Origin of the sequence: Gottfriedia sp. S16(2024), assembly GCF_050473765.1 — a bacterium.
Classification (GTDB): domain Bacteria; phylum Bacillota; class Bacilli; order Bacillales; family Bacillaceae_G; genus Gottfriedia.
Map to the genome: position 1 here is coordinate 4539181 of NZ_JBFLUO010000001.1, position 26259 is coordinate 4565439.

Here is a 26259-nt window from a genome sequence, read left to right on the forward strand (position 1 = left end):
GAAAAGGACGAAAGGAAATCTTTTACCCTTTATGTCCACCTACCAGCTTGCTTCGGGCAAGTGCTGTTCCTCCTTCTGCATAAGAAACAGCCCAGAGGAGCGAAGATGATCCGTATTTTTTTCGGACTGCGTCCATCACATATCCTAAATTACGCTTTTGAGGTTTTTTCTGGTCAAACAAATTTAACTGCATGATTTCGTCACTTACAATATTCGAAAGAGAAATGAGAATTTGCCGAACTGTCTTCCCTTCATAATATCGATCAAATAATTTTGTACAGATTTCATACAAATCTGAAGTAATATTTGTAGGTTCATCCATTGTAAAAGCATGGGAAAATCCTCCACCGAATTCTTCACGACTATATCCAATTCCTAATGTAATCGTACGTCCTGCCTTCTTAGCATTACGAGTTCGGCGTGCAACCTCTTCACACATTTCACGAATAACAAACTTAATTTCTTCGACTTTCGTATAATCTCTCATTAATATTTGGCTTTTACCAAAACTAATCTGTCCATTCATTATTGGCGCACCTAGCTCAGACAGATCTACTCCCCACGCATGATGATATAGTTGATTTCCCATCACCCCGAATTTTTTCTCCAGCAAATGAAGAGGATATTTCGCTAACTGTCCTACTGTAAAAATACCCATTGCATTTAAAGTTCGTTCGGTTCTTTTACCGATTCCCCACATTTCACTAAGAGGACTCACCTGCCATAGTTTTTTTTCTACATCTTCATAAGTCCACTCCGCTATCCCATCTTTTTTTCCTTCTAAATCTAAGCACAGCTTCGACAAAAGCATGTTCGGTCCAATCCCAATCGAACAAGGTAATTGAAATCGTGCCATAATTTCAGTACGAATTTTTTCGGCAATCTCCCATGCATCACCCCATAATCTCTTCACTCCATCCACCTTTAAAAAACATTCATCAACACTGTATACATGTAAATCCTCTAAGGGTACAAATTCATTTAATAACTTTACTATGTTTGTTGAGATTTCTAGATATTTTGACATTGAAGGATTTACAATTTTAATTCGCGGATCTTTCGGTATTTCAAAAACCCTTGATCCCGTTTTAATCCCAAATTCCTTTTTTAATCGTGGGGAAGCTGCAAGGACGATACTTCCTTCTCTCTCTACATCTCCAACAACTGCTAAATAACATTCTAATGGATCTAATTCGAGCATGACCGCAGAACAACTTGCATAAAAGCTCTTCATATCGATGCATAATATCCGATGATGTGGTAACTCTTCATAACAAATGCTCATACATATCACTCCGATTTTCCAAAAAATAGCAGAACTAATGTTCTTATTTTTATTATAAACATATATTAAACGAATATACGTTCGATTTCAATAAAATTTTTTCATTAGGAACAATACAAAATTTTAGCTATACTAAAGTTAGCTTAAGGGAGGAAACTAAAAGTGGATGGACAGTTTGTAAAGCAGATGATTAAACGAGCGTTAATGCAATATAGAGGAGAACACGAACAGTGGATTACAGCTGATATGCTAGATAAACTGTACGATCAAATCGTTACCGAACAATTAAATGATGATCGTGAATTATATGAATTAGTACAAGATATTGTTTACGAATACGTAACGAATTATGCCTAAGCAATCGAAAAAACCCGAGAAAGAACGTCCAGTTCTCTCTCGGGTTTTATGAATAGATAAATGATATTTCACTCGTAATTCCAACTTCTTCATCAAAACCAATAATGATTTCCATTGCATAGGATGAAAAACGATGAATCTCTTCTAAGTAAAAACCAATTGCGTCTGATATTTGTTGCTCACCATACAATACGTTCAGATGATTGGCCGAAACTTGACAACTTACCCCAACATCTTCATCAAATTGAAACTCAATTTGCACACTTTCTGGGCGTATTCCTTCTAAATCAGCCACATATACACAAATTGCATTGGCAACATCTTGTTCATCAAAATAGATTTTCACAAGTCACCTCGAAGGGAAAAAATTAATATCGGTTTCTACGAAAGATTTTCTTAATAAACCAAATAATCACTACTATCACTAAAAAATCTAATAGTAATCCAAAAAATGAAAAACCAAAGTGCTGACCACCATAGTAGCCACCAAACGGGTTTAGCATCGAGCCAAAAAGAGAGCCTAACCCAAATGCACCTGCATACCCTAAAAAATTCCTTCCAGGACTTCTATAAGATCGATAACTCGACCTAGGTGCTGTTGGTCGATAACTTCTATTAGAACGATACGATCTCCTAATGGCAAGATGCGTTGATGGTTGTTTGCTAAAAACAAAAGAATTAGTATTCACCTTAATACGTTGATGGTTATATGTATTACTACTTGCATCAACCGGGATTGACAAAGCAAGCATAAAAAACAAAATCCACATTGATATTAGAGAATTTATTTTTTTCAATATTGACCCTTCTTTCATCATCACATCTTTCTTAGTATGGATTATTTTAATAAAAAAATGTGATAATTAAAGAGGCCTATAACCACTTAATACTTTGTTTTGTAAACAACTGATCCGCTAATAGGTGCGAAAAATAACCGACTGTACCAGCTAACCATAATCCATTTATCATTAAGTCTTTTTGCAGCAAATAACAAATTCCACACCAAAAAGCTAAAAAGTAAAGGGAATGAGTTGGTCCACGATGCTTTAATCTCGAAGAAACAGCAACAAATACTCCAAGCGCAAAGATTGACCAATAACCATGAAAGAAAAACCAACCAATAACTGCAATTAATATGCCTGTTAACATTAATATTGTTTTTATATTCCGTAACCAGCTAACACAAACAATAAATAATGTGAGAATACCTACTGCATAAATCCATGAACCAGAATAAATTAATTTCCCTGTTTTCACAACAATAAATAATGTAGCTGCTAAAAATAATAAGCTGAAAAGAACTTTTAGCGGCATTGAAACTTTTTTTGTTAATGAACTATTATGATGATCTAAATCAGGAGCTAAACTACTGATTGCACCAACTATAAGTGGGACGGTCATAGAATCATTTTTTGTTGCATACATTGTGACACCAGTTGCAAATAATCCTACAATTACATGACTTTTTCCATCCAAAATATTTACCTTCCTTATCTTACATACTCATACTTTTATTATAGTCGGATAAGGTTAGTTTTCATATGAATATATTAGCAAATGATGGTAATTTAAGAATAATTAATGTCTTTATATTCATTGACGATTGTTCTTTTTTCTGACAAAATATAGGAAGCTTAGGTGTTATAGAAAACTAGTCGGTTTGTAAGCCTTTTGGGCGAAGACTAAAGACGTAGTTGCACTTACACTTTATTCCTAGAATTGGCTACTACATCAAGTAATCGACGTCGCTAGCCAGTTTACTTTTTAAAGTGTAATAAAATACTTTCACAGTTTGCTTTGGGGGAAATTATGCAAGAAAAAGAAATGAGTGTCATTGACCATTTAGATGAACTTCGAAATCGAATAATAAAAGTTATTGTTGCATTCGTTATTTTTTTAGGGATTGGATTATATTATACGAAAGCTATATTCAATTTCCTTGTTCAAGATTTGCATGGAAAGCTTCTAGCGCTTGGTCCAAGTGATGTCCTTTGGATTTATCTAATGATTGGTGGGGTGTTCGCGATCGCGTGTAGTATCCCTGTCATAGCTTACCAAATATGGGCGTTTGTAAAGCCGGCCTTGCATGTAAAAGAACGAAAAAGCACAATGCTTTACATACCAGCTTTATTCTTATTGTTCGTTTGTGGATTAGCATTTGGCTATTATTTCATCTTTCCAAACGTTTTAAAATTTTTACAGGATATTGGAGAAGACTTAGTAACAGTTACATTCACAGCTGAACGCTATTTTAGCTTCTTATTTAACTTAGTTGTTCCTTTTGCGTTTTTCTTTGATTTACCAGTCATTATACTATTTTTAACAAGTATCGGAATCGTATCACCGGCATTTTTAAGAAAAACTCGACGATTTGCATATTTTATCCTTATTATTATCGGAACAGCAATTTCACCGCCTGATTTTGTATCTGATATGATGACAAGCTTACCATTGTTAGTTATATACGAATTAAGTATTCTTGTTTCATCACTTGCATATAGAAGACGTATTAAACGACTACAACATGAATCAGAATAAAAAACAAAAATGGACAGCAATTAACATGCTTGTCCATTTTTTCTTGACTATTCCTCATAATAAAATATGTGATGTATACAAAGTAACAACCAAACCTGAAAAACTATAAATTAACGATGCTTTAATAGCAATTTTTCTTTGAAAATCTTTATGTAAATCATTAAATTCTAATCCAGCAGCACGCAACCATTGATACCGCTGCAATGGAGTATAACTTACTTTTTTAGCTGTTTTCCAATAAAGGAAGACCGTCGTAACGAATCCTACCATAATAGCAATATTACTAGCCGATGAATCCGAGAGAACACTAACAAGGAACGTCAAAATTACTTGTACAATTAAAATAGCAAAAACGTAAATGAACTTTTTCATGTTAATCCTCCTTATTTAAGCTTATTTAAATTATAACAAAGATGTATTTTTCAGAATAGTAAAAATTTTGTAGAAATCGTGGGTAATTAGAACTAAATAGACAACAAAAGGATAAGAAATTGAGTATGTTTATAAGAGAAAAATGTAAAAGAGACTAAAAAATTCTATTCCCTTCTTCCTATTTGAGTTTGTACGTTCGACTTTAAACTTGCACCAAACGAACGTTAGTTCTATAATAAAAATAGAAAAAAGATTCCCATTTATATGAGAATCTTTTAGTTTAATTAATTGTTAGTTTGAGCTGATCTCATCTTTTGATTTCGGCACGATGATGATTGTTTCTCCTTTTTTAGAGAACATGTATTGATCACGCGCATAGTTTGCTATGAAATCCGGATCATTTAATAGTCTAATCTGTCTGTTTAAATCTTTTTCAGTTTTAGCCACTTTTTTTTGTTCGACATGTAATGTTGAAAGTTCATGTTGCTTTGCCGAAGCGATCTTGTTTTGACTAAACATATATATTCCAGACACGACAATGAAAGACAAAAATAATATTGTCAAAATGATTCGATGGATTCTTATTGTTTTTCTTTTTTGAGTTTGCGGAAATTGATTACGAGAAGGCTTGTTTAATTCTTCTCTTTGTGGATTATATAACTTTCGTGCTTCTGCCTTCACGTTAAAAACCTCCCTTTAAAAATATTATTCTACTCTAGTTTAACAAGTAATATCTTTTTAGAAAAGAAAAAAAAGGTAAAACAAGTAAAAATTTGACTATTTTACACAAAAACTCGTCTTTTTTGTCGAGTTCTCGTCATGTATCTTATCAATAAAAGATACCATTAATTACCTCATTTTCTTATTTTTTGAATATTTTAAATTTTTTTAACAAAAGTGGTTGACGAATATTTTCCCATCATGTATATTAAATATAAATTAACTGAATATTTAAACAGTTAAATTTTAGTAATCATGTTATACACATCCCCCCAATCCCTATCACCCAATTAGATAGGGATCTTTTTATGTTCAAAATCACAAGCCAACAAATTACCAATTTAGGGAAAGTTGGATTATAATACTTTTTAAAGGAGGTACGAGAAAATGCAAAAATTAGAAATTGGTGCTGCCCAAGAAGCACTTCAAAATTATATAAATCAAACAGTCTATTTACATTTAGAAACTACAAATGGTGCATATGCTAATCACTTTAATGAAAAAGTAATGACAGTAAATGCCTTTATCAGAAATACGAAAGTAATCATTAGCCGTGCTACGATCACAGGCAAATACCCATACCGTGTCGGACTAAAGCTTGAGGAAGGCTGGGTTGTTGCAGAAGGATTAACTGATTTTGAAGTTGATGACCAAGGTCGCCTCCTACTAGCAGGTCATAATGAGGATGGAAAGCTTGCAATCGCAATACATTTAAGCTATACGCCATTTTAAGAGAGGAGCACTAAAAATGAGTCAAAAACAAGAAAAAGTATTACTTGTGTTCCCTCACCCTGATGATGAAGCTTTTGGGGCTGCTGGAACGATTTCTAAGTTTACAAATAAAGGGATTCCGGTTACATACGCTTGTTTAACTTTAGGAGAAATGGGACGAAATATGGGAAATCCATTTTTCGCAACAAGAGAATCACTTCCTACAATACGTAAAAACGAATTAATCGACGCTTGTAGAGAAATGGGAATCCAAGATTTAAGAATGCTCGGATTCCATGATAAAACAATTGAATTCGAAAACCCTGAGGATGTAATTAATCCAATAAAGGAAATTATCGACGAGATTCAGCCAACATTATTAATTACTTTTTATCCAGAACATGGTGTCCACCCCGACCATGATGCAACTGCAAGAGCTGCTGTTGAAGCAGTTCGACGAATGGATGAAGAAGATCGTCCAACAGTATGGTGTATTGCAATTACAAAAGAACGTTTTGAAGTATTAGGGAAACCAGATATCGTGAATGATGTAATGGATGTAGCAACCCAGAAACTAAGAACAATGAAAGCACACCGTTCTCAAACAGAAGCGATGCTAAAAGACGTTGTAAAAATCGAAAAATTTGAGGATATACCCGATGATCGATTAAAATCATTTTTTGCGAAGGAATCATTCTATACTTATCAGTTTGAATAAGAACTTGCAAAAACCAATATAAGAAGGTAAAAACCTTATTTATGTAGAAAGAAAAAGAGATTAAACTATTCTGGAGGTTAGTGAAATGTTGAAAATGAGGTATTTAATTTTATATGTTTCAAGTCTAGAAAAATCTCTTACTTTCTATACTGAGTCTTTAGGCCTTCCTATTCGTGGAAATCATGGTACGTATGTAGAATTAGATACAGGCAATACCGTACTTGCTATGATTGAACGTAGCAATGTTCAAGAGCTTACTGGATTAAATTATAAATATACTGAGGCAACCTCTCAAACCTTTGAAATCGGATTTGTAACTGATGATGTGAATTCTACAATAGAAGATTTACGAACAAAAGGTGTAAATATCATCAAAGAACCAATTACAAAGCCATGGGGTCAAACAGTAGCATATGTAGCAGATCCAGACGGACATTTTATTGAAATTTGTAGTTCAATGGACTAATAAAATAGCTAAAAAAATCCATCTCTAAAAAGAGATGGATTTTTTTAGCTATTGAAAAACAACCTTGTCAATTAATATCGAACATTAATTAATAAACTAATCAATTGAATTTTTTTTTCTAAAAATTAGCTCATACTATTTTTAACTTCTGAAAAAAACTTACTAGTGTTATTGGAATCATAAAATTGTCAAACATATTAAAATTTAAAAGCATTAATAGATCATCAAAAAAATGATAATTTCATTTTTAATAAATGTTCATTTAATGTCCTTTTTCTCTATTGAGCATTTTATATTTTTTCAAACTTACACAAAATTTCTAGTAGAACTATTACGACTAAACTTATAAATAGCAATTAAGAAAAATGCAGCCGCAAAAACTAGAAGGATTAAAATGTTTAAATATAAGCTTCCTAAACTGCTTCCTTGTTGCAACTTAGCCAAAGTCTCTAACGTCCATCTTTGAGGGAGAAAATCTGCAATTCTTTGTACTGATGATGGCATAATCTCAATTGGCCAGAAACAACCGGAGATCATGACAGTTGGAACAACGATTAAGTTCTGTAATGCTCCAGATGATTTTGAACTATTTGAGAACGCCACAATCATTAATGAGATTCCTACTGAGATCAAAGCAAAAAGCATCATAACAATTGCCGCTTCCCAAAACGGAATATGAATATCAATATGAAACACTTTAGTCATAAAGAGAAGCGTAATAATTACTTGAATAGTCATTACAATCATATTTACTACAACATTTGAGAAAATATATTTTCTAGCATTAATAGGTGCTGACAAAAGTCTGTAGTAAATTCGATTTTCTTTTTCCTTTAAAATAATTTCAGAAAGATTCCCTGCAGACATTAACATAATCATAATCAAAAAGCCTAAACTATATGTCGTCATATTTTCAGACTGAGATGAATCTGATAATGTTTTTGTTGCTACCTTGAAGCTTGCATTTTGGTAGTTGGAATACATTTGATTAAATTTAGTTTGGTCTGTTTTTGCCACTTTACTAATTGCCGAAACATTATCGATATAATTGTATAAATAAGATTTTACAAAGCTCGTAATTTGAGCACCTTTTATAGAAGATATTTGAATATGATCTGGATTACCAGAACGTACACTATCTGTAAAGCCATCATGGAACGAAATAACACAATCAAGTGATCCTGAAGCAAGTTTATCATTGGCATCAGAAGTGTTTATTATTTCAATACGAACGTTATCTAAGTGTTCTAAAAACATAATCGTATCATTTGCAATATATTGATGATCCTCATTGACAACTCCAACGTGAACAATCGTTTTATTTGAACCACCATAAGCTAGAAAGGAAATAAAAATACCAATTAGAGGTACTAAAATATACATAATAACATTTTTCTTATTTTTAAAAGTAGCTCTTAAAGTATTCGAAATTAGCCAAAAAACTGTCTGCATCTTACAGTCCCTCCCTTCTTTGTAGAGAAATAGATGCAAGAAATAGGAATAACAATGAAAAACCTATATTAAAGACAAGCGCAGGAATCGCAGCTGACAAGTCGTTTGCATAAATAATTTTTGTAATTGCAGTATTAACCCATGTAAGTGGGGAAAAATGTGTAATGATTTTTAAAAACCCGCTAGTATCGCCCAATTTAAAGTAAGCTCCACCAAAGAATGAAGATAACTGCACAACAATCATGATAATTGCTCTAGATGATGCATTTGATTTCGTAATATAGCTTACAACCAATCCTAAACTAATTGATAGAAGAACTTCCGTTAGTAAAACAATAAAGACTAATAATAGATGGCTACCCCAGTTAGCTTTAAAAAAGAATTTACTGAAATAGACAACTACAATAATGCACAGAAAGTTAGCAACCAAACTTCCAAGTATTTTCCCTATAAAAATCTCAAATTTAGAAATAGGAGAAACGATTAATCGATCAGCTGTTTTTCTCATTCTTTCTCCAGTAATCAACTTACTTGCAGACATTGCAGCATAAAGAGCAATCATAGTCGTCATTGCAATCGCGTAATAATCCATTGAACCTGGCTGTTTATTTGATGCAATGGAAGTATCCTTAATATAATCGTCATGTGAATTACCTAAAAAGACTTCTTTAACTTGAGTTGGGTCAATTTTTGCAACTTCAACTCCAACATTATATTTATCTACAAAAGAAGTTAACATTCCTTGAATAACGCTACCTTCAACACTGTTTCCTTCATTTATATAAAGCTTAATTCCGTTATCTTGAATAGAAATATAGCCATCATAATGATTTCGTTTAACTTCTTTCTCACCATTTGTATTACTCGCCGCTTTTTTAAAATGAATCCCAGACTTTTTCGTACCTTTAATTAATTCGTTAAAATACTTCGAAAACTCACCAGTTGTAGATTGATCTTTATATAAAACATGCACATCCTTAATCGGGACGGATGTTGTAAAAGCATTTGAAAGTGAAGTACCTAAAACAAGCATTAAAATGATTGGAAAAGCTAACATAAAAAATAAGGTCCTTACATCTCGAAAGTCTCGCTTAATTTCCATGAAAGCAATATTAAAAATGTTCAAGTCAATTGCCTCCTTGTTAAATAATTTTTCATGAAGTTAATCACGCAAATTTCGACCGGTTAATGTAAGGAAAACAGTTTCTAAGTTAGGAGCATTTTCCTGTAATGAACTGATTTCAATTTCATTATTTATAAAATGCTGAATGATTTTATTTAGATTATTCACACCATTATCTGAAGTAATCGTAATAACATTATCTAAAATATGAACATTCTCTACGCCATTAATCGCTTTTAGCTCAGTAACATCAATGTTTTCAGTCGTTTTAACTTCAATTCGTATATCCTTTGTATTCGTAATAATCGATTTAAGCTGTTCTTTCGTTCCTTCAGCGATGATTTTCCCATGGTCAATAATTGAAATACGTGAGCATATTTCTTCAACTTCTTCCATGTAATGGCTCGTATAAATGATTGTACAGCCCATTTCGTTAAGCTTACGTACACTATTAAGAATATAATTTCGGGAATGTGGATCAATCCCAACAGTTGGTTCATCCATAATAATAAGCTTAGGTCGGTGTGCAATTGCACACGCAATATTTAATCTTCTCTTCATTCCACCAGAGAAATTTTTTGGATATTCCTTAAATTTATCTTCTAACCCTACAAATTGTAGCGCTTCTTCTACTCTTTCATTTAATTCCGAACCTCTTAAACCATAAAGTCCAGCGAAAAATCTAACATTTTCATAGGCAGTTAAATCTTCATAAATAGCTAAGTCCTGAGGTACCATTCCAATATTCATTTTTGCGAACTTACTATTCTTCTTACTGTTTTTACCTAGGATTTCTACAGTACCTTGATTACTTCGAAGTAGCCCTGAAATAATATTAATTGTCGTACTTTTTCCTGCTCCATTTGCTCCAAGAAATCCAAAAATTTCTCCTTCTTCAATTGATAAAGACATATTATCGACTGCTATAAAATCCCCAAACTTTTTAGTTAAATTTTTTATCTCTAAAACTTTCATCCTCTCACCTCTTAAGCTTTGTGTATGATGCTATTATAAGCAAAAGGGTGAACTAATATCAGTGTATTAGTTCACCCTTTTTACATGAGAATATTCATGTTTTTATTTAGGCAAAATCATCATGGACTTAATAGAAATTCATATCACATGATGAAATTATTGGATTGGAAGCAAAGTTGTAACTGAAAAACCATCATAACCATCAACTATTATTTTCCCGTTTATAGCCGCTGTTCTCTCTTCCATCCCAATGATGCCTAAACCTTTTTTAATTTTCACTTTCCCTTTACCATTGTCTTTTACATTTGTTTTTATCATTTTATTCATGACATGTATTTCAATCGAAACCTCTGTAGCATCTGCATATTTCATCGTATTTGTTAAAGCCTCAACTACATTTTCTTGAATTACTTTCCATTGAATTGGTGTAATAAGGTCGAGGTTTCCTTTATAGACAAACAATGTTTTTAAATCATGCTTAGCAGAAAATTCATCTATGAATAATTTCATATGATGAATTCCCATTTGTTCAGTTGGAGGCTTCATATTTTTTAAAGTGAGTCTTATGTTTTCAATTCCATCCTTAGAAATATTAATCGCATTTTGAAGCAATTCTAATGCTTTATCCTGATTAGTACTCATTAAATGTTTAGCTGCTTCCATTTGATATAGCGCACCAGTCATTGAATGCCCAATTTTATCATGTATTTCTTGAGAAATACGATTTCGTTCCTCCAATTTAAAGGTATATTCCGATTGCTCGATAAACTCATTATGGTTATTTATCTTTTTTGAAAGCTTTTGAATCGTACTCCTCATCTTGTCAATTTGATCTTCTTTAAACTGTAATCTGGTGTTATACAAATTAACAATCGAAAAGACGATAAAACTAAATAATGAAATTAATCCATAAATAGGCTGTAAAGACTTTGGTAAGTAGAAAATTGGAAGTAATGCAAGAAAACAACCAATCCATTTTTTCGAAGTAAAAAAAGAAACGAGCTCTAAGATCGACACTGACAGCAGTAAAAGAAATAATGGCTGAATCTTTAAATTGGAATAGACAATTAAACAAATTGATAAGATTAGTAAAAGTTTTATCAACGATCTATTTTTTATTAAATAAAGACTAATATTCAAACAAAAATAAACAAGTAATGCAAAAAGTACCCAAGAGAAATTAGGAATTTCATTTTGAATACAAATTAAAGCTATATATAAGATAATAGAGAGTTTATTTAAAATAATCCAACGCTCCATATGTAACTCCTTCGCGTTAGTCTACTTTCCCAGTAATATAGAAAATAGCAATTTGTGTTCGATGTTCTAGCCCTGTTTTTCCAAGAATTGAAGTAATATAATTAGCAACTGTTCCTTCAGAAATAAAAATTTGCTTAGAAATTTCCTTATTCGAAAACCCTTTTGCAATTAGTGCCATTACATCTAACTCTCTTTGGGTAAACAAACTCGTATCTATTTTCGTATCTGTTGTACTCACATTACTTGCTAAATTCGTTCTAATTTTATCTAGTACTAAATCTTGCATGACTGTATTTCCATGATAAACACTTTTAATCGCTTCTCGAATTCGTTCTGGTTCATTATTTTTTAATAAATAGCCCTTTGCGCCATTTTTCACAGCATCAATAATGTACTCATCATCATCAAAAGTCGTTAAAATAAGTGGCTTCGTTTTAGTTTGCTCGGAAATATGCTTAGTAGCTTCTACACCATTCATATTTGGCATTCGAACATCTAAAAGCGCAACATCTACTTCATTATTTTGACAATATTTGAACGCTTCATTCCCATCATTTACGGTTTCTAATACATCAAACTCTTCATAAGAGCTCAATATGATTTTAAGACCTTCTCTAATAAATGAATTATCATCAGCAATAATTAATTTTATTTTCATTTGAATAGAGGGAGAAAATTTCTACCTCGTTTTCACATCCTTTATTCCACGAATTATATTTCCATTATATACCACTATTGACTAATTACCATGAGAAGAGAAAGATTAGCTCATTGATTTCAAAAAATAAATCCATTCATTACATAAGTTTATTGCTTTAAAACGATTAGCTTTCCGTATTCATTAATAAAAAGGTAAAGAAAAACACATGAACTCTACATTTGTGATAAATTTCACAATTTATTCAATTGTTGAAGTGAAATTTCTCGAAATATTTAGTAAAATTCAATTGAGCGCTCTGTTAAATTTTACTAAAAAATATTTACCCTTTAACTTATTTGTATATACTTCTAACTTTTTCAAAAAAATTACAAATAAGTTAACACATTAATTAACGCCGGCAAAATGAAAAGGTAAACTTTTCCCCTTATTAAGTTAGTAAATAGTAAACATTACAAGTCTTTTTACAGGAGAAAAATAAGTTCATGAAAAAATTTAATACGATAAAAATACTCATTATATTTATATTGGTATTTTTAACTAGTGGTTGTAATTCCCCAAATAAGACATTTTTATTGAGAGGTACATTTTTATGCAAAGAACTGCCTTTTGAATCAATCGTCTTTGATCCAGAAAATGATTATACATTTTATTATTATTACGAAGATTTACAAGGTAATGGAAAATTAGATAAAGGAACCTATTTAAGAAAAACAGAATCCCAATATATTATACAAAGTTCGATTTTTAATAAAGTAGAAATCACTTATAAAAATAGTGGATTCAAGATTATGAGAAATGAAAAGACTTATTATTTTAAACAGATTGATGCAAACCCATATATCCAAACAAATTATGAAAGTAGGGAGTTTGATTATGAAAAAAATAGTAAGTTTACTAGTCTTTTTAAGCATCTTAATATCTTCAACTTCAATTAATGCACAAGAAATTCCAACTGATGAGACAAGCCAAGAAGCTTTTGTAATACCTGTACCTCAAGAAGAAATTGATAGAGAAGAACAACTGCAATTAAAACAACAAAATAATAAAGCAAGAACTCCATTGTATGAATATAAAAATGAACTAGCGGGAACTCAAACAGCAAAAAAAGTCAAAATTGGTTATGCTGCAGGTCAACCACCAAAGGGGACTATATTTCATTCACCAGGAAGTTTTTATTGGTCAGAAGGTGGAAGTAAAGTTACAGTTACAATAACCGTTGCATATGGTGCTTATTCCCTTGGGGTAACTCCGGGAACTATTAGTGGAACTGGGGTTGTAGTAAAATCTCCATATAAGGGACAAGCAGTTAAACTGTTAATTCATAAAGATATCGAAGTTAAAAAATATAAGCAATATAGAAAAGCTGTTATGGGTAGCGGAACATGGGAATATGTAGGTGACGTATATACAAAGGTACCTGTATTAAATCATTATACAGTCGTAAAAGTATAAATCATAATTAAAACTAATCTCCACAATAAAGATAAAAATATAGCTCTAAAAACTAGAATGCTCAGAAATCTGGGCTTTTTTTTTATTGATTGGTGCAATTCTGTGCAAAATCCAAAAATATCTAAAATTGCTATTTGAAATTTGAACAAAATAACTTAAATACTTAGTCACATTAATAAGACCTGGAATCATTCAAAAATTTTTTTTAAAAAAATCCCCATGCATATGCAAAAGGGATTTAAAAAGTTTACTTATTTTCAATTAATACTTTACCAAATTGTACTTCATTATTTTCGAAGTAATCATGAGCGTCCTTCACTTGATCAAATGTAAAAGATTTTGGATTGATCAACGGTTTTAGCTTTCCTTCTTCAACTAAAGTAGCAATTTTATTTAAAATCGTACTATGTTCTTTACGCCCTTCCTCAGTTTTTTGAGTAAGCAGAATAAAAATTACATGTAAAGATAAAGATTTGTTATGTAAAAGTGTTAAATCATGCGTCGAACGTGCTGCGATTGCTAAAACAGTACCTTTTGGTTTAACTGCAATAAATGATTTATCTAGGTTTTCTTTGCCAACAGTATCAAAAACAAGATCAAATCCTTGCCCATCCGTTAGGCGGTTAACATATTCTTGGACGGTCTCTTCCTTGTAATTAATGACATGGTCTGCACCTAGATTTTTAACTAAATCAGCCTTTTCTTTCGATGAAACTGTTGTCGTGACAGTAGCTCCAAATGCTTTCGCCAACTGGATAGCTAGATGACCAACACCACCTGCCCCGCCATGAATTAAAATATGATCACCTTGTTTTAAATTACCTCTTTCAAAAAGTGCCTCCCATGCAGTAATAGCTGTTAATGGTAAAGTTGCTGCTTCTTGAACTGGTAAATTCTTTGGAGCTTTAGCAATTACTGATTCTTCTATTAAAAAATAATCTGAAAGAGCACCAGTAAAGACATTTAAACCGAAAACAAAATCTCCAACTGAAAAACGTGAAACATTTTCACCAACTTCAACAACTTCACCAGAAAAATCACTATGTAAAATCATCGGAAAATTAGGATGGAACGCATTTGGTACAATCCCTTTTCTAATCTTTGTATCAATCGGATTAATACTAGTCGCAGAAACCTTAACTAAAACTTGATGACCAGATGGCTTCGGTATTGAAATTTCAACATTTTTAAACTCAGAGCTATCTCCATATTGATGAATCACAATTGCTTTCATAATAGCCTCCTATGCAAAATAGAAAATATTTTTAAGTCATTGTAGCATATATCAGATCGAAAAAAATACACTTTTGACCTCAAATTGAATCTTAAGGTTTTGATTATAATGGTTAAAAATTTATAATTTATATTGTTTTTTCACGTTGATTAAGTATAATCAATATTAATCTTTTAATCTTAATTCATGGAGGAAAATGACTATGGTAAACAAATTAGAGGAATTAAATGAGAGAAATACGTTAAACCATAGAAATATTGTAAAGTATGTAAAACACGTCTTTGATGAGTTAGACTTAAAAGTTAAAAGATTTCGCGAAGAAACAGCAATCAAGGCAGCTCATCATGCAAAACCAGATTTAGAAGAAGAAAAAGTATTTTATAACAATATTCACCATATGAAGACGTTACTAATAGACGTATTAGAACGTACTACTGAAGATCTTGAGCATGTGGGAGATAAAAACTGGAATAAAAACTTCAAAGACGGCGTAAACGCATAATTATAAATATTAACGTATTTTCTCTATAAATAGGATAGGAGGGTATTAGACCTTCCTATCCTTTTAATTATTATTACAGATCTGGCTTCAAATTTCTTACATAATTTTTCAATACAAAAAGTACACTTTCATCAATTGGAATATTTATACCAAATCCATCACTTTTTTCAAGCGAAACAAAACCATGTAGCAAACTTCTTAAACCCCTTACCGCATGAATAAGTTCAATATCAGTTAAATTATACGGCTTCAATACTTCATAGATTAAGTTCAATATCTTATTCCCAGTTAAACGATACTCATCTCCTGGTGTTTGAGACGGAGATAAGGTAGCTTTATATAAACCTGGATGAGTTCTAGCATAATCAAGATAAGCAAAAGCTAATGCAAAAATTGCCTTCTCATTATTCTTACCTTCAACTGATTCACGAAGTTTTTCATAAAGCTGTGTAATCCCATGTAATGCAACACTATTTTTTAGTTCATCCAAATTTTTAATATGATTATAAATCGATGGTGGTTGAATCGTTAGCTTCTTTGCAAGATAACTAATCGTTAAAGCCTCCCACCCTTCTGTATCAACAATTTTAATTGAAGTTCTCAGTAATTCATTAAAATTCAATCCAATTCTTGGTGACATTGCGTATACTCCTCCACTTACTGCTTTTTAAAGGCACGATCAATTGCTTCTTGTGGATTGCTTAACATCGTACCATGACCGACTGCTAATAATGTAGGTTTTAATTCACTAATTTTCTTAGCACTATTTAGCGCAGCATCTTTATTCCATGTTGCGATAGATGGAAAAGGAAATAAAATTCTTAATTGACCAGAGATCGCAAAACCACCTCTTAATGAAAAAGCATCACCAGCAATAATGGCATTTGTACGTTGATCTAAAAATGCCATTGAACCAGGTGTATGACCGGGAACCTCAACTGCAATTAAAGACCCAATAGTGTCTCCTTCCTGTAATAACCGATCCGGAATAGTTTGGATATTTTTAGGAACGCCACCTTTTATAGGAGTATTTGGCTCACTAGCTTCTAAACTAGTGTCTCCTTTTAATAATTTTGAATCTCGTTTTGAAATGGAGACGACTGCATCAGGAAGCAGTGATTTTAATTGATCAAGCGATCCTACGTGGTCGCCATGAGCATGTGTTAAAACGATATTTGTAATTTTTTTACCTATATGATTAGCTGTTTCAATAATTTTAGTCGCACTAAAAGATAGTGCTGTATCAATTAATGTAAGCTCGTTTTCTTCTTCAACTAAAAAACAATTTACAGGAAAGAAATTGGGTAAAAAGCTCAACTCATAAAGATAATTATTTTTCGTAATCTTCATATTATACCCTCCTAATAATAAAAACTAAAACCTTTAGTTTTATAATACTAAAGGTATTAGTTTTTGTGAACAAAAATTCCAAATTTATGTAAAAATCGTTAAAATAACTAAAAAACCCTTCCATCCAAGATGAAAGGGCTACATTTAGATAAAATCTATAAACCTGATTTTCAGACTAAAATTATTTTCTAGATAAATCCATCTCTTTATAAGAAACAACTTTTGTTTTGTGTTTAAATTTATAACCTAGCCAAACAATTAAAAACACAGGAATTCCAATGTATGAAACAAGTACACCTTGCCAATCAATTGCATTACCAGTGAAAGCTTGCCAGTTTTGAGCTAGTACAATAAATAAACAAGCTAAAAATGCTAAGATTGGACCTAGTGGGAACCATTTTGCACGATAAGGTAAATCTTTCAAATCCTTTCCTTGAGCAACATAAGCCTTACGGAAACGGTAATGAGAAATCGCAATACCTAACCAAGCAAGGAAACCTGATAATCCTGATAAATTTAATAACCAAGTATACACTTGACCTTCACCGAAAAATGAAGATAAACAAGCAAGTGAACCAACTGCAAGTGTTACATATAAAGCATTTGTAGGAACACCATTTTTATTTACTTTTGTTAAGAATTTAGGAGCTTTTCCTTCGACTGCTAGAGTATATAACATACGAGTCGAAGCGTAAGTTCCACTATTACCTGCAGATAAAACTGAAGTTAAAATAACTGCATTCATAACAGAAGCCGCAAATGCAACACCTAATTTTTCAAACACTAGAGTAAATGGACTAACAGCCACGTCGCCTCTCATTAAATCAGGATCTGTATATGGAATTAATAAACCAATTACGATAATAGCTAAAACATAAAATAAAAGGATACGCCAGAAAATTTGACGAATTGCTTTTGGAACATTTTTTTCTGGATTTTCTGTCTCACCTGCTGCAACACCAATTAACTCTGTACCTTGGAATGAGAAACCTGCAACAATAAAGATTGATAATACACCTAAAAATCCATTATGAAACGGAGCATCTCCAACAGTAAAGTTTTTAAAACCTGCATGATGTCCACTTAAAATGCCAAAAATCATTGCAATACCAACAACTAAAAAGACAACTACAGTTACAACTTTAATTAATGAAAACCAAAACTCTGATTCACCGTAACCTTTAACTGAAAGTAAATTTAAACCTAATATAATCACTAAAAAGATTCCACTCCATAATACTGCTGGAGAATGAGGGAACCAATATTTCATCAGCATTGCTGAAGCTAATAATTCAAAAGCTAAAGTGATTGCCCAGTTATACCAATAATTCCAACCCATAGCAAAACCAAATGCTGGATCAACATAGCGAGATCCATAAGTACTAAATGAACCAGAAACTGGCAAATACGTCGCCATTTCACCTAAACTAGTCATTAAGAAATAAACCATAATACCAATTAGTCCGTAAGCTAAAACAGCTCCACCCGGACCAGCTTGACTAATTGAAGTTCCACTAGCTAAAAACAAACCTGTCCCAATTGAACCACCAATTGAAATCATCGTTAAATGTCTTGCTTTAAGGCCCCTTTTTAAAGAACCATCGTGAGTATTCGATACTACTTTATCATTTTTAGGGTTTGTTAGTCCCATCTTATTGCCTCCTCTTGATTCTTGCAATCTTATCTTTACGCGAGAATATGGGACGGTATAAAAGTGTTGTATGATGTGTATTTTACTCAGTATTTTCGTCAATATGTAAAGACTTGGAAAATCTGGTAAAATACAAAAAAACACGTGAAGCAATGTTCACGTGTTTAAGACCCAAATTATATGTGTCAAACAGCATCAACATCTCTTCAATAGCCCTCCACAAGAAATCTTGTGACAGTCCTATGCTTATTCAGCAATAGGCCCAATAATAAATTTAAATGGTAAATTTATTACTTCGGCAGTTTCACCTTTTATTACTTTTCACAGGTACCATAAACCTCAAAGTAACGACTAATCAAAACTGCGCCTCTATCCAGACGAGATAAAGATCATATTAAATTAATTTTTATAAACTCAATATACAATCTATTAATCTAGTTTGTCAATAGGTTTTTCGACAAAAATAGACTCAACTTAAGAGATGTATCTCTTGATTTTCGCTTCAGAATACTCTTGTCTTGTACGTAGCACATATGTTTTTGTATAATAATTCTATGTAATTCAAAGGAGGAATTTTTCACATGACAATTTATAAAGCATTGACACTTGCGGGATCTGATAGTAGTGGTGGAGCTGGATTACAAGCTGATATTAAGACGTTTCAGGAACGTAATGTTTATGGCATGAGTGCAATTACAACATTAGTAGCGATGGATCCTCATAATCATTGGCATCATCAAGTATTTCCAATTGATATAGATACAATTGCAGCTCAATTAGAAACAATCGTTGTTGGCGTTGGTATTCAAGCAATGAAAACAGGTATGCTTGGTTCAATTGAAATAATTGAGTTAGCTGGAAAAACAATCAAAAAACATAATATTGATCGAGTAGTTGTAGATCCAGTTATGATTTGTAAAGGAAATGACGAAGCTCTTCATCCAGAGACGAATGATGCATTAAGAGAAATTTTAGTACCACTTTCAACAGTTGTAACGCCAAATTTATTTGAGGCAGCTCAATTAGCTAAAATGCCTCCAATCTGCACTGTTGAACAAATGGAAGAAGCAGCACGCAAAATCCATGAATTAGGTGCTAAATTTGTTTTAGTTAAAGGTGGAAGCAAAATTCAGCATGAAAATGCAATAGATGTATTATTCGACGGTGAAAAAATAGAGCACTTAGAATCTGACAGAATTGAAACTACATATACTCACGGAGCAGGCTGTACTTACTCTGCAGCGATTTGTGCAGAGCTTGCTAAAGGAGCAGAACCAAGGGAAGCAATCTACACTGCAAAGAAATTCATTACGGAAGCAATTCGTCACTCATTCCCAATTAATCAATACGTTGGTCCAACAAACCACATGGCTTATCGATTACATGGTGAAGGCTGATTACAAATAATGGGGCTGTCTCATAAGTCAGATTAACTGATGAATGAGGCGCCCTTTTTTTATTGTAAAAAAGGGAATGTACAGACGCTAGTGGGGATCTCAGCTGATATGATTGATCTTTTTTATAGAAAATTAGCAGATTTTTATCAAGTTTTTATTCAGTTTTGCCAATTTTAATTGCGATTTTCAGGTTTTATTTGCAGTCAATCTGCAGCTCATTTAATCGTATTAAGATAACCTCTTTTTTTTTTGAAAATAAGAAAAAGGGAAAGGTTTCCCAATCCCCTATCTTCATAATTTTCACTTAGCGATTCCCTTAATTGCCTTAATTACAGTTCTTCCTTTGAAATAAATATATCTTTCCCATTTAGCTAATAAGCCATTTCCATTTTCACCATTTTCAATCTGAATCGCGTGCTGTTTATGAAACTCAGCAACTCGTTCATTATGTTTTGTATGCAAACGCTTGTGAAGATGTAATGCATGTTTGTTTTGTCCCATCTGAATTCCCACCTCCCTTATAGTTAATACCAGCTCAAAAAATTCGCAAATAACTAGATCATAAACGTTTAATTTTTTCTATTAATTTCTACTCAACTTCCTATATACTTTTACCTTTTCAATACTTTAGAACAGTAAGCAAAAATACCAAGATTTAACATTTTTTTATGTATTACATGTTATTATATATAGAAAGGGAGTTGATTTTATGAGAAAAAGTTTTTTCATATTAATGATAACATCTATGCTTCTTTCAGTAATTGGTTGTGAAAAAAATAATGAAGAAAATATTCAAGGCATTGCATATTCTAGCCTAACTAGAAATGAACAGGCTGCGTTAAGTGATAAACATGGGGTCGTTAAAAAAGAAGAATCCATACCTAATAATGCTACAATATTTAATAAAAATTATCATAAAGATAAGCTATATTCTGTTACTTTTAATGGAAATCATCCTGAAGAGAAGATCGTTATCTATATAGATACAAAGACAAACAAAAAAGTCGGCATGATTGGAGAGAATTAATTTTTTGTTACCTTAAAATTAAAGAGCAATTTTAATCGTTCAGACTGTTGACAAACGCTCGCTTTCTTCGTTGCTTCGCCTGCCTGCGGTGCTCATTACCGTGTAAAGGTAACTCCGCTCCTCATCAGGCTTCGCGCCTCGAAAGACAAGCGCTTGCAATCAGTCTGAAAATCAAGTTTTTTGTACTTTGTCTACTCACTGAAAGCAATATTAAATTTTATTGGTTTTAATAAAAATATACTAATCATTTAATCCTTTGCCATCGAGAATTTGATCAATGTATTTTTCAACTCTAGACGTACGGGTTTTTGATTGTTTTGGTTGAGAAAAATAATAAATATAAGCTCTTTGACGTCCTGGCGTTAATGCTTCAAAAGCCGTTTTTAACGTCGGGTTTTCATCTAATTTAAGTTGTAATTCTTCAGGAACTTCATAATCTGAAGTCTTTTTTAATTCTACTTGCAAACCTGCTTTTTCCACTTCAATTGCTTCTTTAATATAGTCCTTCAAAACACTTTCCATTTCAATTATTTCCTGAATATTGGTGAAACGAATCTGACGTGCTGATTGTACATTTTCTGTTTGTTGAATCAGAATGCCTTTTGGATCTTTTAACAACGCACCTTTGTGAAACAGAAGTGCACAATATTCTTTAAAACCATGAATTAAAACGATATTTTTATTATCAAGTGTGTAACAAGGATGCATCCATTTAAAATCTTCTGTCAGTTCACAGTCAATGACGATTTCCCTTAACTTATAAAATTCTTCTTGCCACTTTTTCGCTCTCAATAAAAATGCTTCAACTTTAGGATGCATATTATTATTTGTCATCGATAAACACCTCACATTAATTCTTTCAGACAACTTTTTAGCGTTTATTTAAATATAAATTAACTTAAGAATTATTATTTTAGTAAATTTTACTATACATGTTTTTATAATACCACTCGGATTGACTCATTCACTTTATTGTTGTACAGTCCATTCCACTTTTTTTACTTATTTTTAGCTAATTTGATAGAGAATTAGTTCCCTCCAAAAATTTATTCTTTAAACGGATGCAAATTTCCTTCACACAAAAAAAGAACAGGTCCAAGGTTTCCCTTATCACTGCTCTTCATACTCTTCTAAGTAATTAGTACTGATCCCAAGCAACAACTTCATCTAAAGTTAAACGAACTTTTTCGAAGCCTGCTTTGATTCCTTTACCAACTGAAATTAACATAACTGGTTTGAAGTTTGCTGGTACATTGAATGCTTCCACAAACTTCGCTTGATCAAATCCACCCATTGGAACTGTATCTAAACCTTTTGCTTTTGCTGCAAGCATAAATTGCATTGAGACTAATCCACCATCAACCATAGCAATTTTTGTTGCAATTTCTTCTGGTAAACCACCGTAGTTTTTCACGATTGATCCTACGTAGAAGTCTTTCACTTCCTGTGTCATCATACCTTTTTCAACTAATTCATCATAAATGCGATCAGCATTTTTGTATGCTTCTGTATCACCTAAAACAGCGATTACTGCAGAAGCATCCACAACTTGTTGTTGGTTATTAGCGATTGGTAATAATTTTTGTTTAGTATCTTGGTCCTTAATAACAAGGAATCTCCATGGCTGTAGATTTGAAGAAGATGGAGCTTGAACTGCAATTTCTAATAACTCCTTAATTTCATCATCAGACATTTGAAAGCTTGGATCGTAGTGACGAACTGATCTTCTTTCCTTTGCTACAGTAAAGAAATCCGTACTATCAAGTTCTTTTGGAGCTTCTTTACCAAAATCAATTTCGTTTACTTTATTTAAATACTCTTCTTTTTCAGATTTAACTTTAGACATTTTAATCTCTCCTTAATTAACTGTATCCTTTACAAATACAGTATATGACTTTAACTGTATAAAAGTCAACTACAGTTTATAGAAAAATAAAATCGAAACACTTTAGTTTCGACTAAATTAGAAAAAATACTAATAATTTGATTTTCAGACTGATTGCAAGCGTTTGTCTTTCGAGGCGCGAAGCCTGGTGAGGAGCGGAGTTACCCTAGACGGTAATGAGCACCGCTCAACAGGCGAAGCAACGAAGAAAGCGAGCGTTTGGCGGGCAGTCTGAAACTAGTTTCGATCTTATTTTACCCATTTTCTTTTGGTAATAAGTCTGAAATTGTTTTCTTTGCAAGACCTTCAACAAGCCAGCTTTCCATCTCATCTTTTAAATCGTATAAAGCAGATCGAGTAGATGGCGCAAAACATTCCTTACTATTTACATCTAAAAAGCCTTTTGAATATGGATCTGATCTCATCGCATCATAAACATCTTTTAAAGTAATTTCATTAGCATCTCTGGCTAAATAATATCCACCATCTCGTCCTTCTTTAGCTGAAATAATGCCTGCTTTAACTAAATTGGCAAGAATTTTTCTTAAAAAAGTAGACTGTGCCTCAAGTTTTTGAGCTAATACTGCGCTTGGACAGATTCCGTCTTGCTCTGCTAAAACTAGTAGAGATTGCAGTGCTAGTCCAAACCATTTCGTACTAGAAACCTTATCTTTCAAGATCATTCACCTCAGTTACTAGTCTAAACTATTTTTAGAAAAAGACAACCTTATCTAAATTATTAAGAGATAGGGTTATAGCGTGATGAAAGAAATTAAGCGAAATTAGAAAATCCCTACATCTTTCCTAAATTCACTTTTAATAAAGGTAATAATCATTTCTTTTGACATTTCACCATCGTAAATTTAAACGGAGGTTTATTTTCCATATTCTTATGTGGCTCAAGAATTTCGGAAACTTCGATCAATCCATAGTTTCCAAACTCTTGTTTGATCGAGTCAGAATCATAAAAAAACATTTTTATCCCTTCCATTATTTCAAAGTAGTCTTTATCTAGCTGTTTGCCCTTTCCGAACATTGGTGCATCTTTTGAAATCGTAGTAAATACCATATAGCCATTCGGCTTTAACTGATTATAGCAATCTTTAATAAACTTCTCTCTCTCATGTTTATTCAATAAGTGAATCAGTGCGTAACAAAATATGCCGTCGTACAGCTTTTGATCAAAAGGCATGTCGGTTACTGAACCATGAAAAATAGTAAAATCAATCCCATTTTGCCTTGCCAATTCAATCGCTGTTTTTGATATTTCAATACCTGTTACGTTTATTCCGTTTTCAGTAAAAATCTTTGCGTTTCTACCATATCCAATCCCTGGAATCAATACATCCTTAACATTCTTTTCAAGGAAATAGTCCTTTGTTAAAATTGCGGAGTCTGAAGGTTCATATCCCCACATCGCTTGATTATCTATAAAACTCGATTCCCAAAATTCTGTCATATGTAAATCCCCTTTCAAAATCATTCCACTTGAGCTATATTATTGTGTTCAAAAAAAGAAAGACCAAAGGTCTTTCTTTTTTATTTCTACTTATGACGCATTGCTCTTAGCTATTTCTTTATCTGATAAACGCTCGTTACCCATTAAGAAAATTGAAATCAATGCTAATCCTACAGGAACTAATGTCCAAAGGAATGTATGGGCAATTGATGTTGAAAACACGTCAGTAATTTTTGTCAGTATTGGCGCAGGAATCAATTTGGCAGCTTCAGGAGTAAAGGCTTGATTAATATTAGAGAAATTCTGAGGTGCGCCACTTTTTGCAAATGCATCAGCAATTTTATCTGTAAATACATTTCGTTGAATAACACCAAAAACCGTAATACCTACTGTCATGCCAAGTGCACGAAGGAATGCGTTAGTTGAACTTGCTGAACCACGATTTTCATTATCAAAATGATGCATCGCAGACATACCAAGAACTGAAAATGATGCCCCTACACCAAATCCAACAATAATCATATAAACGATCACTTGGAATTTAGACGTATCAGGTGTTAAAGTACCTAGACAAATAATACCTGCTAATAAAAGTACAACCGATCCAATCATGATATTACGATAACTAGTTTTATTTGCTAAAGTTCCACCAAATGCGGCAGAAATACTTACACTCACCATCATTGGTAATAAAACTAAACCTGAATTCGTAGCTGTTCCACCTTGAACAAACTGGATAAAGATTGGTATATAAATTGTTGCAGCGATGAATGCCGCTCCATAAAATAAGCCAACAAAGTTACTTGCAGCAAAAAGACGATATTTAAACATGCTAAACGAAATAATCGGTTCAGTTGCTTTACGTTCAATAAATAAAAAGACAATTAGGAAAACAGCAAATCCAGCAAATAAACCTAAAATTTGAACTGAATCCCAAGCATATTCTTTTCCACCTAGCTCAAGTGCAAACATTAAACAGATGATACTAATAATAAATGTTGTAGCACCCCACCAGTCGATTTGTTGCTTTGTGTGGTTTTTTGACTCGACATAAAAATAACTAATTAGTCCCAGTGTTAAAAGTCCAAAAGGAATATTAATATAGAAAATATATCTCCAGTTAATATAATCCGTAATATAAGCACCAATTAAAGGTCCAAGAACACTTGATAACCCAAACACAGCACCAAAAACACCACTCATTTTACCACGCTTTTCAACAGGAAACACATCCCAAATAATTGAAAAAGCAATTGGCATTAACGCACTTCCACCTATACCTTGAATTGCACGGTAAATACTAAGCTGAATAATAGAAGTCGCTGTTCCACAAAGAACTGAACCTAAAATGAATAATATAATACCTAACATAAAAAATCTTTTTCTACCGTACATATCAGAAAGTTTACCGAAAATTGGCATACCAGCCATTTCTGTAACTAAGTAAGCCGAAGTTACCCAAACAAATTTATCATAGCCGCCTAAATCCTTTAAAATAGTAGGCATCGCGGTAGAAACGATTGTGTTATCAAGGGAAGCGAAAAATATCCCAAGCAATAACGCAATCATAACAGGAACCAATTTAGTTTCCCTTTTTTGCATGACCATCTCTCCTTTAACATTTCAAGCATAAAATTTAACTTCAATTTTGTATTCATGGCCTA

General features: G+C 32.4%; 31 protein-coding genes and 1 riboswitch. Of the genes, 10 read left to right on the forward strand and 21 right to left on the reverse strand.

Annotated features, from left to right (window positions below; translation table 11 throughout):
* Positions 1 to 22: 22 nt before the first annotated feature.
* Positions 23 to 1285 (reverse strand): Y-family DNA polymerase, encoded by a 1263-nt coding sequence (locus AB1282_RS21800; RefSeq protein ID WP_056475522.1) that lies wholly within the window; start codon positions 1283 to 1285, stop codon positions 23 to 25.
* A 162-nt stretch (positions 1286 to 1447) separates the two neighbouring features.
* On the opposite strand from AB1282_RS21800, the gene AB1282_RS21805 reads away from it, so the two are divergent.
* The gene (locus AB1282_RS21805) at positions 1448 to 1642 is read left to right on the forward strand and encodes a YqzH family protein (RefSeq protein WP_056475519.1); all 195 of its coding nucleotides are present in this window, start codon (positions 1448 to 1450) and stop codon (positions 1640 to 1642) included.
* Positions 1643 to 1688: 46 nt separating this feature from the next.
* On the opposite strand, the gene AB1282_RS21810 is transcribed toward AB1282_RS21805, so the two are convergent.
* The 3 genes from AB1282_RS21810 to AB1282_RS21820 all read right to left on the reverse strand — a co-directional run bounded on the left by AB1282_RS21810 (position 1689) and on the right by AB1282_RS21820 (position 3118).
* Positions 1689 to 1988, reverse strand: a complete 300-nt coding sequence (locus tag AB1282_RS21810; RefSeq protein ID WP_056475516.1) for a DUF2653 family protein — start codon at positions 1986 to 1988, stop codon at positions 1689 to 1691.
* Between the two features lie 22 nt (positions 1989 to 2010).
* The gene (locus AB1282_RS21815; protein WP_156339735.1) at positions 2011 to 2394 is read right to left on the reverse strand and encodes a hypothetical protein; all 384 of its coding nucleotides are present in this window, start codon (positions 2392 to 2394) and stop codon (positions 2011 to 2013) included.
* Positions 2395 to 2515: 121 nt separating this feature from the next.
* Positions 2516 to 3118 carry a metal-dependent hydrolase gene (locus AB1282_RS21820; RefSeq protein WP_056475511.1) on the reverse strand — a complete coding sequence of 201 codons (603 nt, stop codon included), beginning with the start codon at positions 3116 to 3118 and terminating at the stop codon, positions 2516 to 2518.
* A gap of 333 nt (positions 3119 to 3451) precedes the next feature.
* On the opposite strand from AB1282_RS21820, the gene tatC reads away from it, so the two are divergent.
* Positions 3452 to 4180, forward strand: a complete 729-nt coding sequence (gene tatC, locus AB1282_RS21825; RefSeq protein WP_056475508.1) for a twin-arginine translocase subunit TatC — start codon at positions 3452 to 3454, stop codon at positions 4178 to 4180.
* A gap of 54 nt (positions 4181 to 4234) precedes the next feature.
* Here tatC and AB1282_RS21830 read toward each other — a convergent pair whose 3' ends face one another.
* Positions 4235 to 4552, reverse strand: coding sequence for a hypothetical protein (locus AB1282_RS21830; RefSeq protein ID WP_056475504.1), 318 nt, complete (start codon positions 4550 to 4552; stop codon positions 4235 to 4237).
* 291 nt (positions 4553 to 4843) lie between these two features.
* Complete coding sequence (locus tag AB1282_RS21835; protein ID WP_056475502.1) at positions 4844 to 5233, reverse strand: FtsB family cell division protein; 390 nt, start codon at positions 5231 to 5233, stop codon at positions 4844 to 4846.
* A gap of 426 nt (positions 5234 to 5659) precedes the next feature.
* Between AB1282_RS21835 and AB1282_RS21840 the strand changes: the two genes are divergently transcribed.
* The 3 genes from AB1282_RS21840 to AB1282_RS21850 all read left to right on the forward strand — a co-directional run bounded on the left by AB1282_RS21840 (position 5660) and on the right by AB1282_RS21850 (position 7167).
* On the forward strand, positions 5660 to 6004 hold the full coding sequence (locus AB1282_RS21840; RefSeq protein WP_429900393.1) for a YojF family protein: 345 nt from the start codon (positions 5660 to 5662) through the stop codon (positions 6002 to 6004).
* 16 nt (positions 6005 to 6020) lie between these two features.
* Positions 6021 to 6701, forward strand: coding sequence for a bacillithiol biosynthesis deacetylase BshB2 (gene bshB2 / locus AB1282_RS21845; RefSeq protein WP_056475496.1), 681 nt, complete (start codon positions 6021 to 6023; stop codon positions 6699 to 6701).
* A gap of 85 nt (positions 6702 to 6786) precedes the next feature.
* Positions 6787 to 7167 (forward strand): VOC family protein, encoded by a 381-nt coding sequence (locus tag AB1282_RS21850; RefSeq protein ID WP_056475494.1) that lies wholly within the window; start codon positions 6787 to 6789, stop codon positions 7165 to 7167.
* A gap of 306 nt (positions 7168 to 7473) precedes the next feature.
* Here the strand turns inward: AB1282_RS21850 and AB1282_RS21855 are convergent, their stop codons facing one another.
* The 5 genes from AB1282_RS21855 to AB1282_RS21875 all read right to left on the reverse strand — a co-directional run bounded on the left by AB1282_RS21855 (position 7474) and on the right by AB1282_RS21875 (position 12635).
* Positions 7474 to 8619: an ABC transporter permease gene (locus AB1282_RS21855; RefSeq protein WP_056475491.1), complete on the reverse strand. Its 1146-nt coding sequence runs from the start codon at positions 8617 to 8619 to the stop codon at positions 7474 to 7476.
* A gap of 1 nt (position 8620) precedes the next feature.
* On the reverse strand, positions 8621 to 9745 hold the full coding sequence (locus tag AB1282_RS21860; RefSeq protein ID WP_056475488.1) for an ABC transporter permease: 1125 nt from the start codon (positions 9743 to 9745) through the stop codon (positions 8621 to 8623).
* Positions 9746 to 9781: 36 nt separating this feature from the next.
* Positions 9782 to 10717: an ABC transporter ATP-binding protein gene (locus AB1282_RS21865; RefSeq protein ID WP_129688594.1), complete on the reverse strand. Its 936-nt coding sequence runs from the start codon at positions 10715 to 10717 to the stop codon at positions 9782 to 9784.
* A 156-nt stretch (positions 10718 to 10873) separates the two neighbouring features.
* Complete coding sequence (locus AB1282_RS21870) at positions 10874 to 11977, reverse strand: sensor histidine kinase (RefSeq protein WP_429900396.1); 1104 nt, start codon at positions 11975 to 11977, stop codon at positions 10874 to 10876.
* A gap of 16 nt (positions 11978 to 11993) precedes the next feature.
* Positions 11994 to 12635: a response regulator transcription factor gene (locus AB1282_RS21875; RefSeq protein WP_056475478.1), complete on the reverse strand. Its 642-nt coding sequence runs from the start codon at positions 12633 to 12635 to the stop codon at positions 11994 to 11996.
* 485 nt (positions 12636 to 13120) lie between these two features.
* On the opposite strand from AB1282_RS21875, the gene AB1282_RS21880 reads away from it, so the two are divergent.
* On the forward strand, positions 13121 to 13573 hold the full coding sequence (locus AB1282_RS21880) for a hypothetical protein (RefSeq protein ID WP_429900398.1): 453 nt from the start codon (positions 13121 to 13123) through the stop codon (positions 13571 to 13573).
* A complete protein-coding gene (locus AB1282_RS21885; RefSeq protein ID WP_429900400.1) occupies positions 13512 to 14090 on the forward strand; it encodes a hypothetical protein in 579 nt (192 codons plus the stop codon). The genes AB1282_RS21880 and AB1282_RS21885 overlap by 62 nt, the downstream gene beginning before the upstream one ends.
* 247 nt (positions 14091 to 14337) lie before the next feature.
* Here AB1282_RS21885 and AB1282_RS21890 read toward each other — a convergent pair whose 3' ends face one another.
* Positions 14338 to 15324, reverse strand: a complete 987-nt coding sequence (locus AB1282_RS21890) for a zinc-dependent alcohol dehydrogenase family protein (RefSeq protein WP_429900402.1) — start codon at positions 15322 to 15324, stop codon at positions 14338 to 14340.
* Between the two features lie 202 nt (positions 15325 to 15526).
* Here AB1282_RS21890 and AB1282_RS21895 point away from each other — a divergent pair, with 202 nt between their 5' ends.
* Positions 15527 to 15826, forward strand: coding sequence for a hypothetical protein (locus tag AB1282_RS21895; protein ID WP_056475467.1), 300 nt, complete (start codon positions 15527 to 15529; stop codon positions 15824 to 15826).
* A gap of 73 nt (positions 15827 to 15899) precedes the next feature.
* On the opposite strand, the gene AB1282_RS21900 is transcribed toward AB1282_RS21895, so the two are convergent.
* The 3 genes from AB1282_RS21900 to AB1282_RS21910 all read right to left on the reverse strand — a co-directional run bounded on the left by AB1282_RS21900 (position 15900) and on the right by AB1282_RS21910 (position 18827).
* Entirely contained in the window at positions 15900 to 16466 is a 567-nt protein-coding gene (locus AB1282_RS21900; protein ID WP_056475464.1) for a TetR/AcrR family transcriptional regulator, read from the reverse strand.
* Between the two features lie 17 nt (positions 16467 to 16483).
* Positions 16484 to 17176, reverse strand: a complete 693-nt coding sequence (locus AB1282_RS21905) for an MBL fold metallo-hydrolase (RefSeq protein WP_429900404.1) — start codon at positions 17174 to 17176, stop codon at positions 16484 to 16486.
* A 181-nt stretch (positions 17177 to 17357) separates the two neighbouring features.
* A complete protein-coding gene (locus AB1282_RS21910) occupies positions 17358 to 18827 on the reverse strand; it encodes an amino acid permease (RefSeq protein WP_056475460.1) in 1470 nt (489 codons plus the stop codon).
* A gap of 202 nt (positions 18828 to 19029) precedes the next feature.
* Positions 19030 to 19207: riboswitch (Lysine riboswitch) on the reverse strand.
* A 201-nt stretch (positions 19208 to 19408) separates the two neighbouring features.
* Here AB1282_RS21910 and pdxK point away from each other — a divergent pair.
* A complete protein-coding gene (gene pdxK, locus AB1282_RS21915; protein WP_056475458.1) occupies positions 19409 to 20224 on the forward strand; it encodes a pyridoxine/pyridoxal/pyridoxamine kinase in 816 nt (271 codons plus the stop codon).
* Positions 20225 to 20524: 300 nt separating this feature from the next.
* On the opposite strand, the gene AB1282_RS21920 is transcribed toward pdxK, so the two are convergent.
* Entirely contained in the window at positions 20525 to 20725 is a 201-nt protein-coding gene (locus AB1282_RS21920) for a hypothetical protein (protein WP_056475456.1), read from the reverse strand.
* Positions 20726 to 20933: 208 nt separating this feature from the next.
* On the opposite strand from AB1282_RS21920, the gene AB1282_RS21925 reads away from it, so the two are divergent.
* A complete protein-coding gene (locus AB1282_RS21925) occupies positions 20934 to 21251 on the forward strand; it encodes a hypothetical protein (RefSeq protein ID WP_429900407.1) in 318 nt (105 codons plus the stop codon).
* Between the two features lie 240 nt (positions 21252 to 21491).
* On the opposite strand, the gene AB1282_RS21930 is transcribed toward AB1282_RS21925, so the two are convergent.
* The 5 genes from AB1282_RS21930 to AB1282_RS21950 all read right to left on the reverse strand — a co-directional run bounded on the left by AB1282_RS21930 (position 21492) and on the right by AB1282_RS21950 (position 26197).
* On the reverse strand, positions 21492 to 22085 hold the full coding sequence (locus tag AB1282_RS21930) for a YdeI/OmpD-associated family protein (RefSeq protein WP_056475450.1): 594 nt from the start codon (positions 22083 to 22085) through the stop codon (positions 21492 to 21494).
* 304 nt (positions 22086 to 22389) lie between these two features.
* A complete protein-coding gene (locus AB1282_RS21935; RefSeq protein WP_056475447.1) occupies positions 22390 to 23097 on the reverse strand; it encodes a nitroreductase family protein in 708 nt (235 codons plus the stop codon).
* A 293-nt stretch (positions 23098 to 23390) separates the two neighbouring features.
* On the reverse strand, positions 23391 to 23813 hold the full coding sequence (locus AB1282_RS21940) for an RrF2 family transcriptional regulator (protein ID WP_390311536.1): 423 nt from the start codon (positions 23811 to 23813) through the stop codon (positions 23391 to 23393).
* Between the two features lie 155 nt (positions 23814 to 23968).
* On the reverse strand, positions 23969 to 24595 hold the full coding sequence (locus tag AB1282_RS21945) for a class I SAM-dependent methyltransferase (RefSeq protein ID WP_429900410.1): 627 nt from the start codon (positions 24593 to 24595) through the stop codon (positions 23969 to 23971).
* A 90-nt stretch (positions 24596 to 24685) separates the two neighbouring features.
* Complete coding sequence (locus tag AB1282_RS21950; protein WP_390311538.1) at positions 24686 to 26197, reverse strand: MDR family MFS transporter; 1512 nt, start codon at positions 26195 to 26197, stop codon at positions 24686 to 24688.
* Positions 26198 to 26259 lie beyond the last annotated feature (62 nt).

Bases quoted from the DNA above. Each gene is read 5' to 3' on its own strand.
- bshB2 (WP_056475496.1), top strand. From the start codon at position 6,021: ATGAGTCAAAAACAAGAAAAAGTATTACTTGTGTTCCCTCACCCTGAT.
- AB1282_RS21900 (WP_056475464.1), bottom strand. From the start codon at position 16,466: ATGTCACCAAGAATTGGATTGAATTTTAATGAATTACTGAGAACTTCA.
- AB1282_RS21865 (WP_129688594.1), bottom strand. From the start codon at position 10,717: ATGAAAGTTTTAGAGATAAAAAATTTAACTAAAAAGTTTGGGGATTTT.
- AB1282_RS21890 (WP_429900402.1), bottom strand. From the start codon at position 15,324: ATGAAAGCAATTGTGATTCATCAATATGGAGATAGCTCTGAGTTTAAA.
- AB1282_RS21870 (WP_429900396.1), bottom strand. From the start codon at position 11,977: ATGGAGCGTTGGATTATTTTAAATAAACTCTCTATTATCTTATATATA.
- AB1282_RS21830 (WP_056475504.1), bottom strand. From the start codon at position 4,552: ATGAAAAAGTTCATTTACGTTTTTGCTATTTTAATTGTACAAGTAATT.
- AB1282_RS21945 (WP_429900410.1), bottom strand. From the start codon at position 24,595: ATGACAGAATTTTGGGAATCGAGTTTTATAGATAATCAAGCGATGTGG.
- AB1282_RS21920 (WP_056475456.1), bottom strand. From the start codon at position 20,725: ATGGGACAAAACAAACATGCATTACATCTTCACAAGCGTTTGCATACA.
- AB1282_RS21880 (WP_429900398.1), top strand. From the start codon at position 13,121: ATGAAAAAATTTAATACGATAAAAATACTCATTATATTTATATTGGTA.
- AB1282_RS21910 (WP_056475460.1), bottom strand. From the start codon at position 18,827: ATGGGACTAACAAACCCTAAAAATGATAAAGTAGTATCGAATACTCAC.
- tatC (WP_056475508.1), top strand. From the start codon at position 3,452: ATGCAAGAAAAAGAAATGAGTGTCATTGACCATTTAGATGAACTTCGA.
- AB1282_RS21840 (WP_429900393.1), top strand. From the start codon at position 5,660: ATGCAAAAATTAGAAATTGGTGCTGCCCAAGAAGCACTTCAAAATTAT.
- AB1282_RS21930 (WP_056475450.1), bottom strand. From the start codon at position 22,085: ATGACAAATAATAATATGCATCCTAAAGTTGAAGCATTTTTATTGAGA.
- pdxK (WP_056475458.1), top strand. From the start codon at position 19,409: ATGACAATTTATAAAGCATTGACACTTGCGGGATCTGATAGTAGTGGT.
- AB1282_RS21885 (WP_429900400.1), top strand. From the start codon at position 13,512: ATGAAAAAAATAGTAAGTTTACTAGTCTTTTTAAGCATCTTAATATCT.
- AB1282_RS21905 (WP_429900404.1), bottom strand. From the start codon at position 17,176: ATGAAGATTACGAAAAATAATTATCTTTATGAGTTGAGCTTTTTACCC.
- AB1282_RS21895 (WP_056475467.1), top strand. From the start codon at position 15,527: ATGGTAAACAAATTAGAGGAATTAAATGAGAGAAATACGTTAAACCAT.
- AB1282_RS21855 (WP_056475491.1), bottom strand. From the start codon at position 8,619: ATGCAGACAGTTTTTTGGCTAATTTCGAATACTTTAAGAGCTACTTTT.
- AB1282_RS21950 (WP_390311538.1), bottom strand. From the start codon at position 26,197: ATGCAAAAAAGGGAAACTAAATTGGTTCCTGTTATGATTGCGTTATTG.
- AB1282_RS21815 (WP_156339735.1), bottom strand. From the start codon at position 2,394: ATGCTTGCTTTGTCAATCCCGGTTGATGCAAGTAGTAATACATATAAC.
- AB1282_RS21875 (WP_056475478.1), bottom strand. From the start codon at position 12,635: ATGAAAATAAAATTAATTATTGCTGATGATAATTCATTTATTAGAGAA.
- AB1282_RS21850 (WP_056475494.1), top strand. From the start codon at position 6,787: ATGTTGAAAATGAGGTATTTAATTTTATATGTTTCAAGTCTAGAAAAA.
- AB1282_RS21935 (WP_056475447.1), bottom strand. From the start codon at position 23,097: ATGTCTAAAGTTAAATCTGAAAAAGAAGAGTATTTAAATAAAGTAAAC.
- AB1282_RS21800 (WP_056475522.1), bottom strand. From the start codon at position 1,285: ATGAGCATTTGTTATGAAGAGTTACCACATCATCGGATATTATGCATC.
- AB1282_RS21925 (WP_429900407.1), top strand. From the start codon at position 20,934: ATGAGAAAAAGTTTTTTCATATTAATGATAACATCTATGCTTCTTTCA.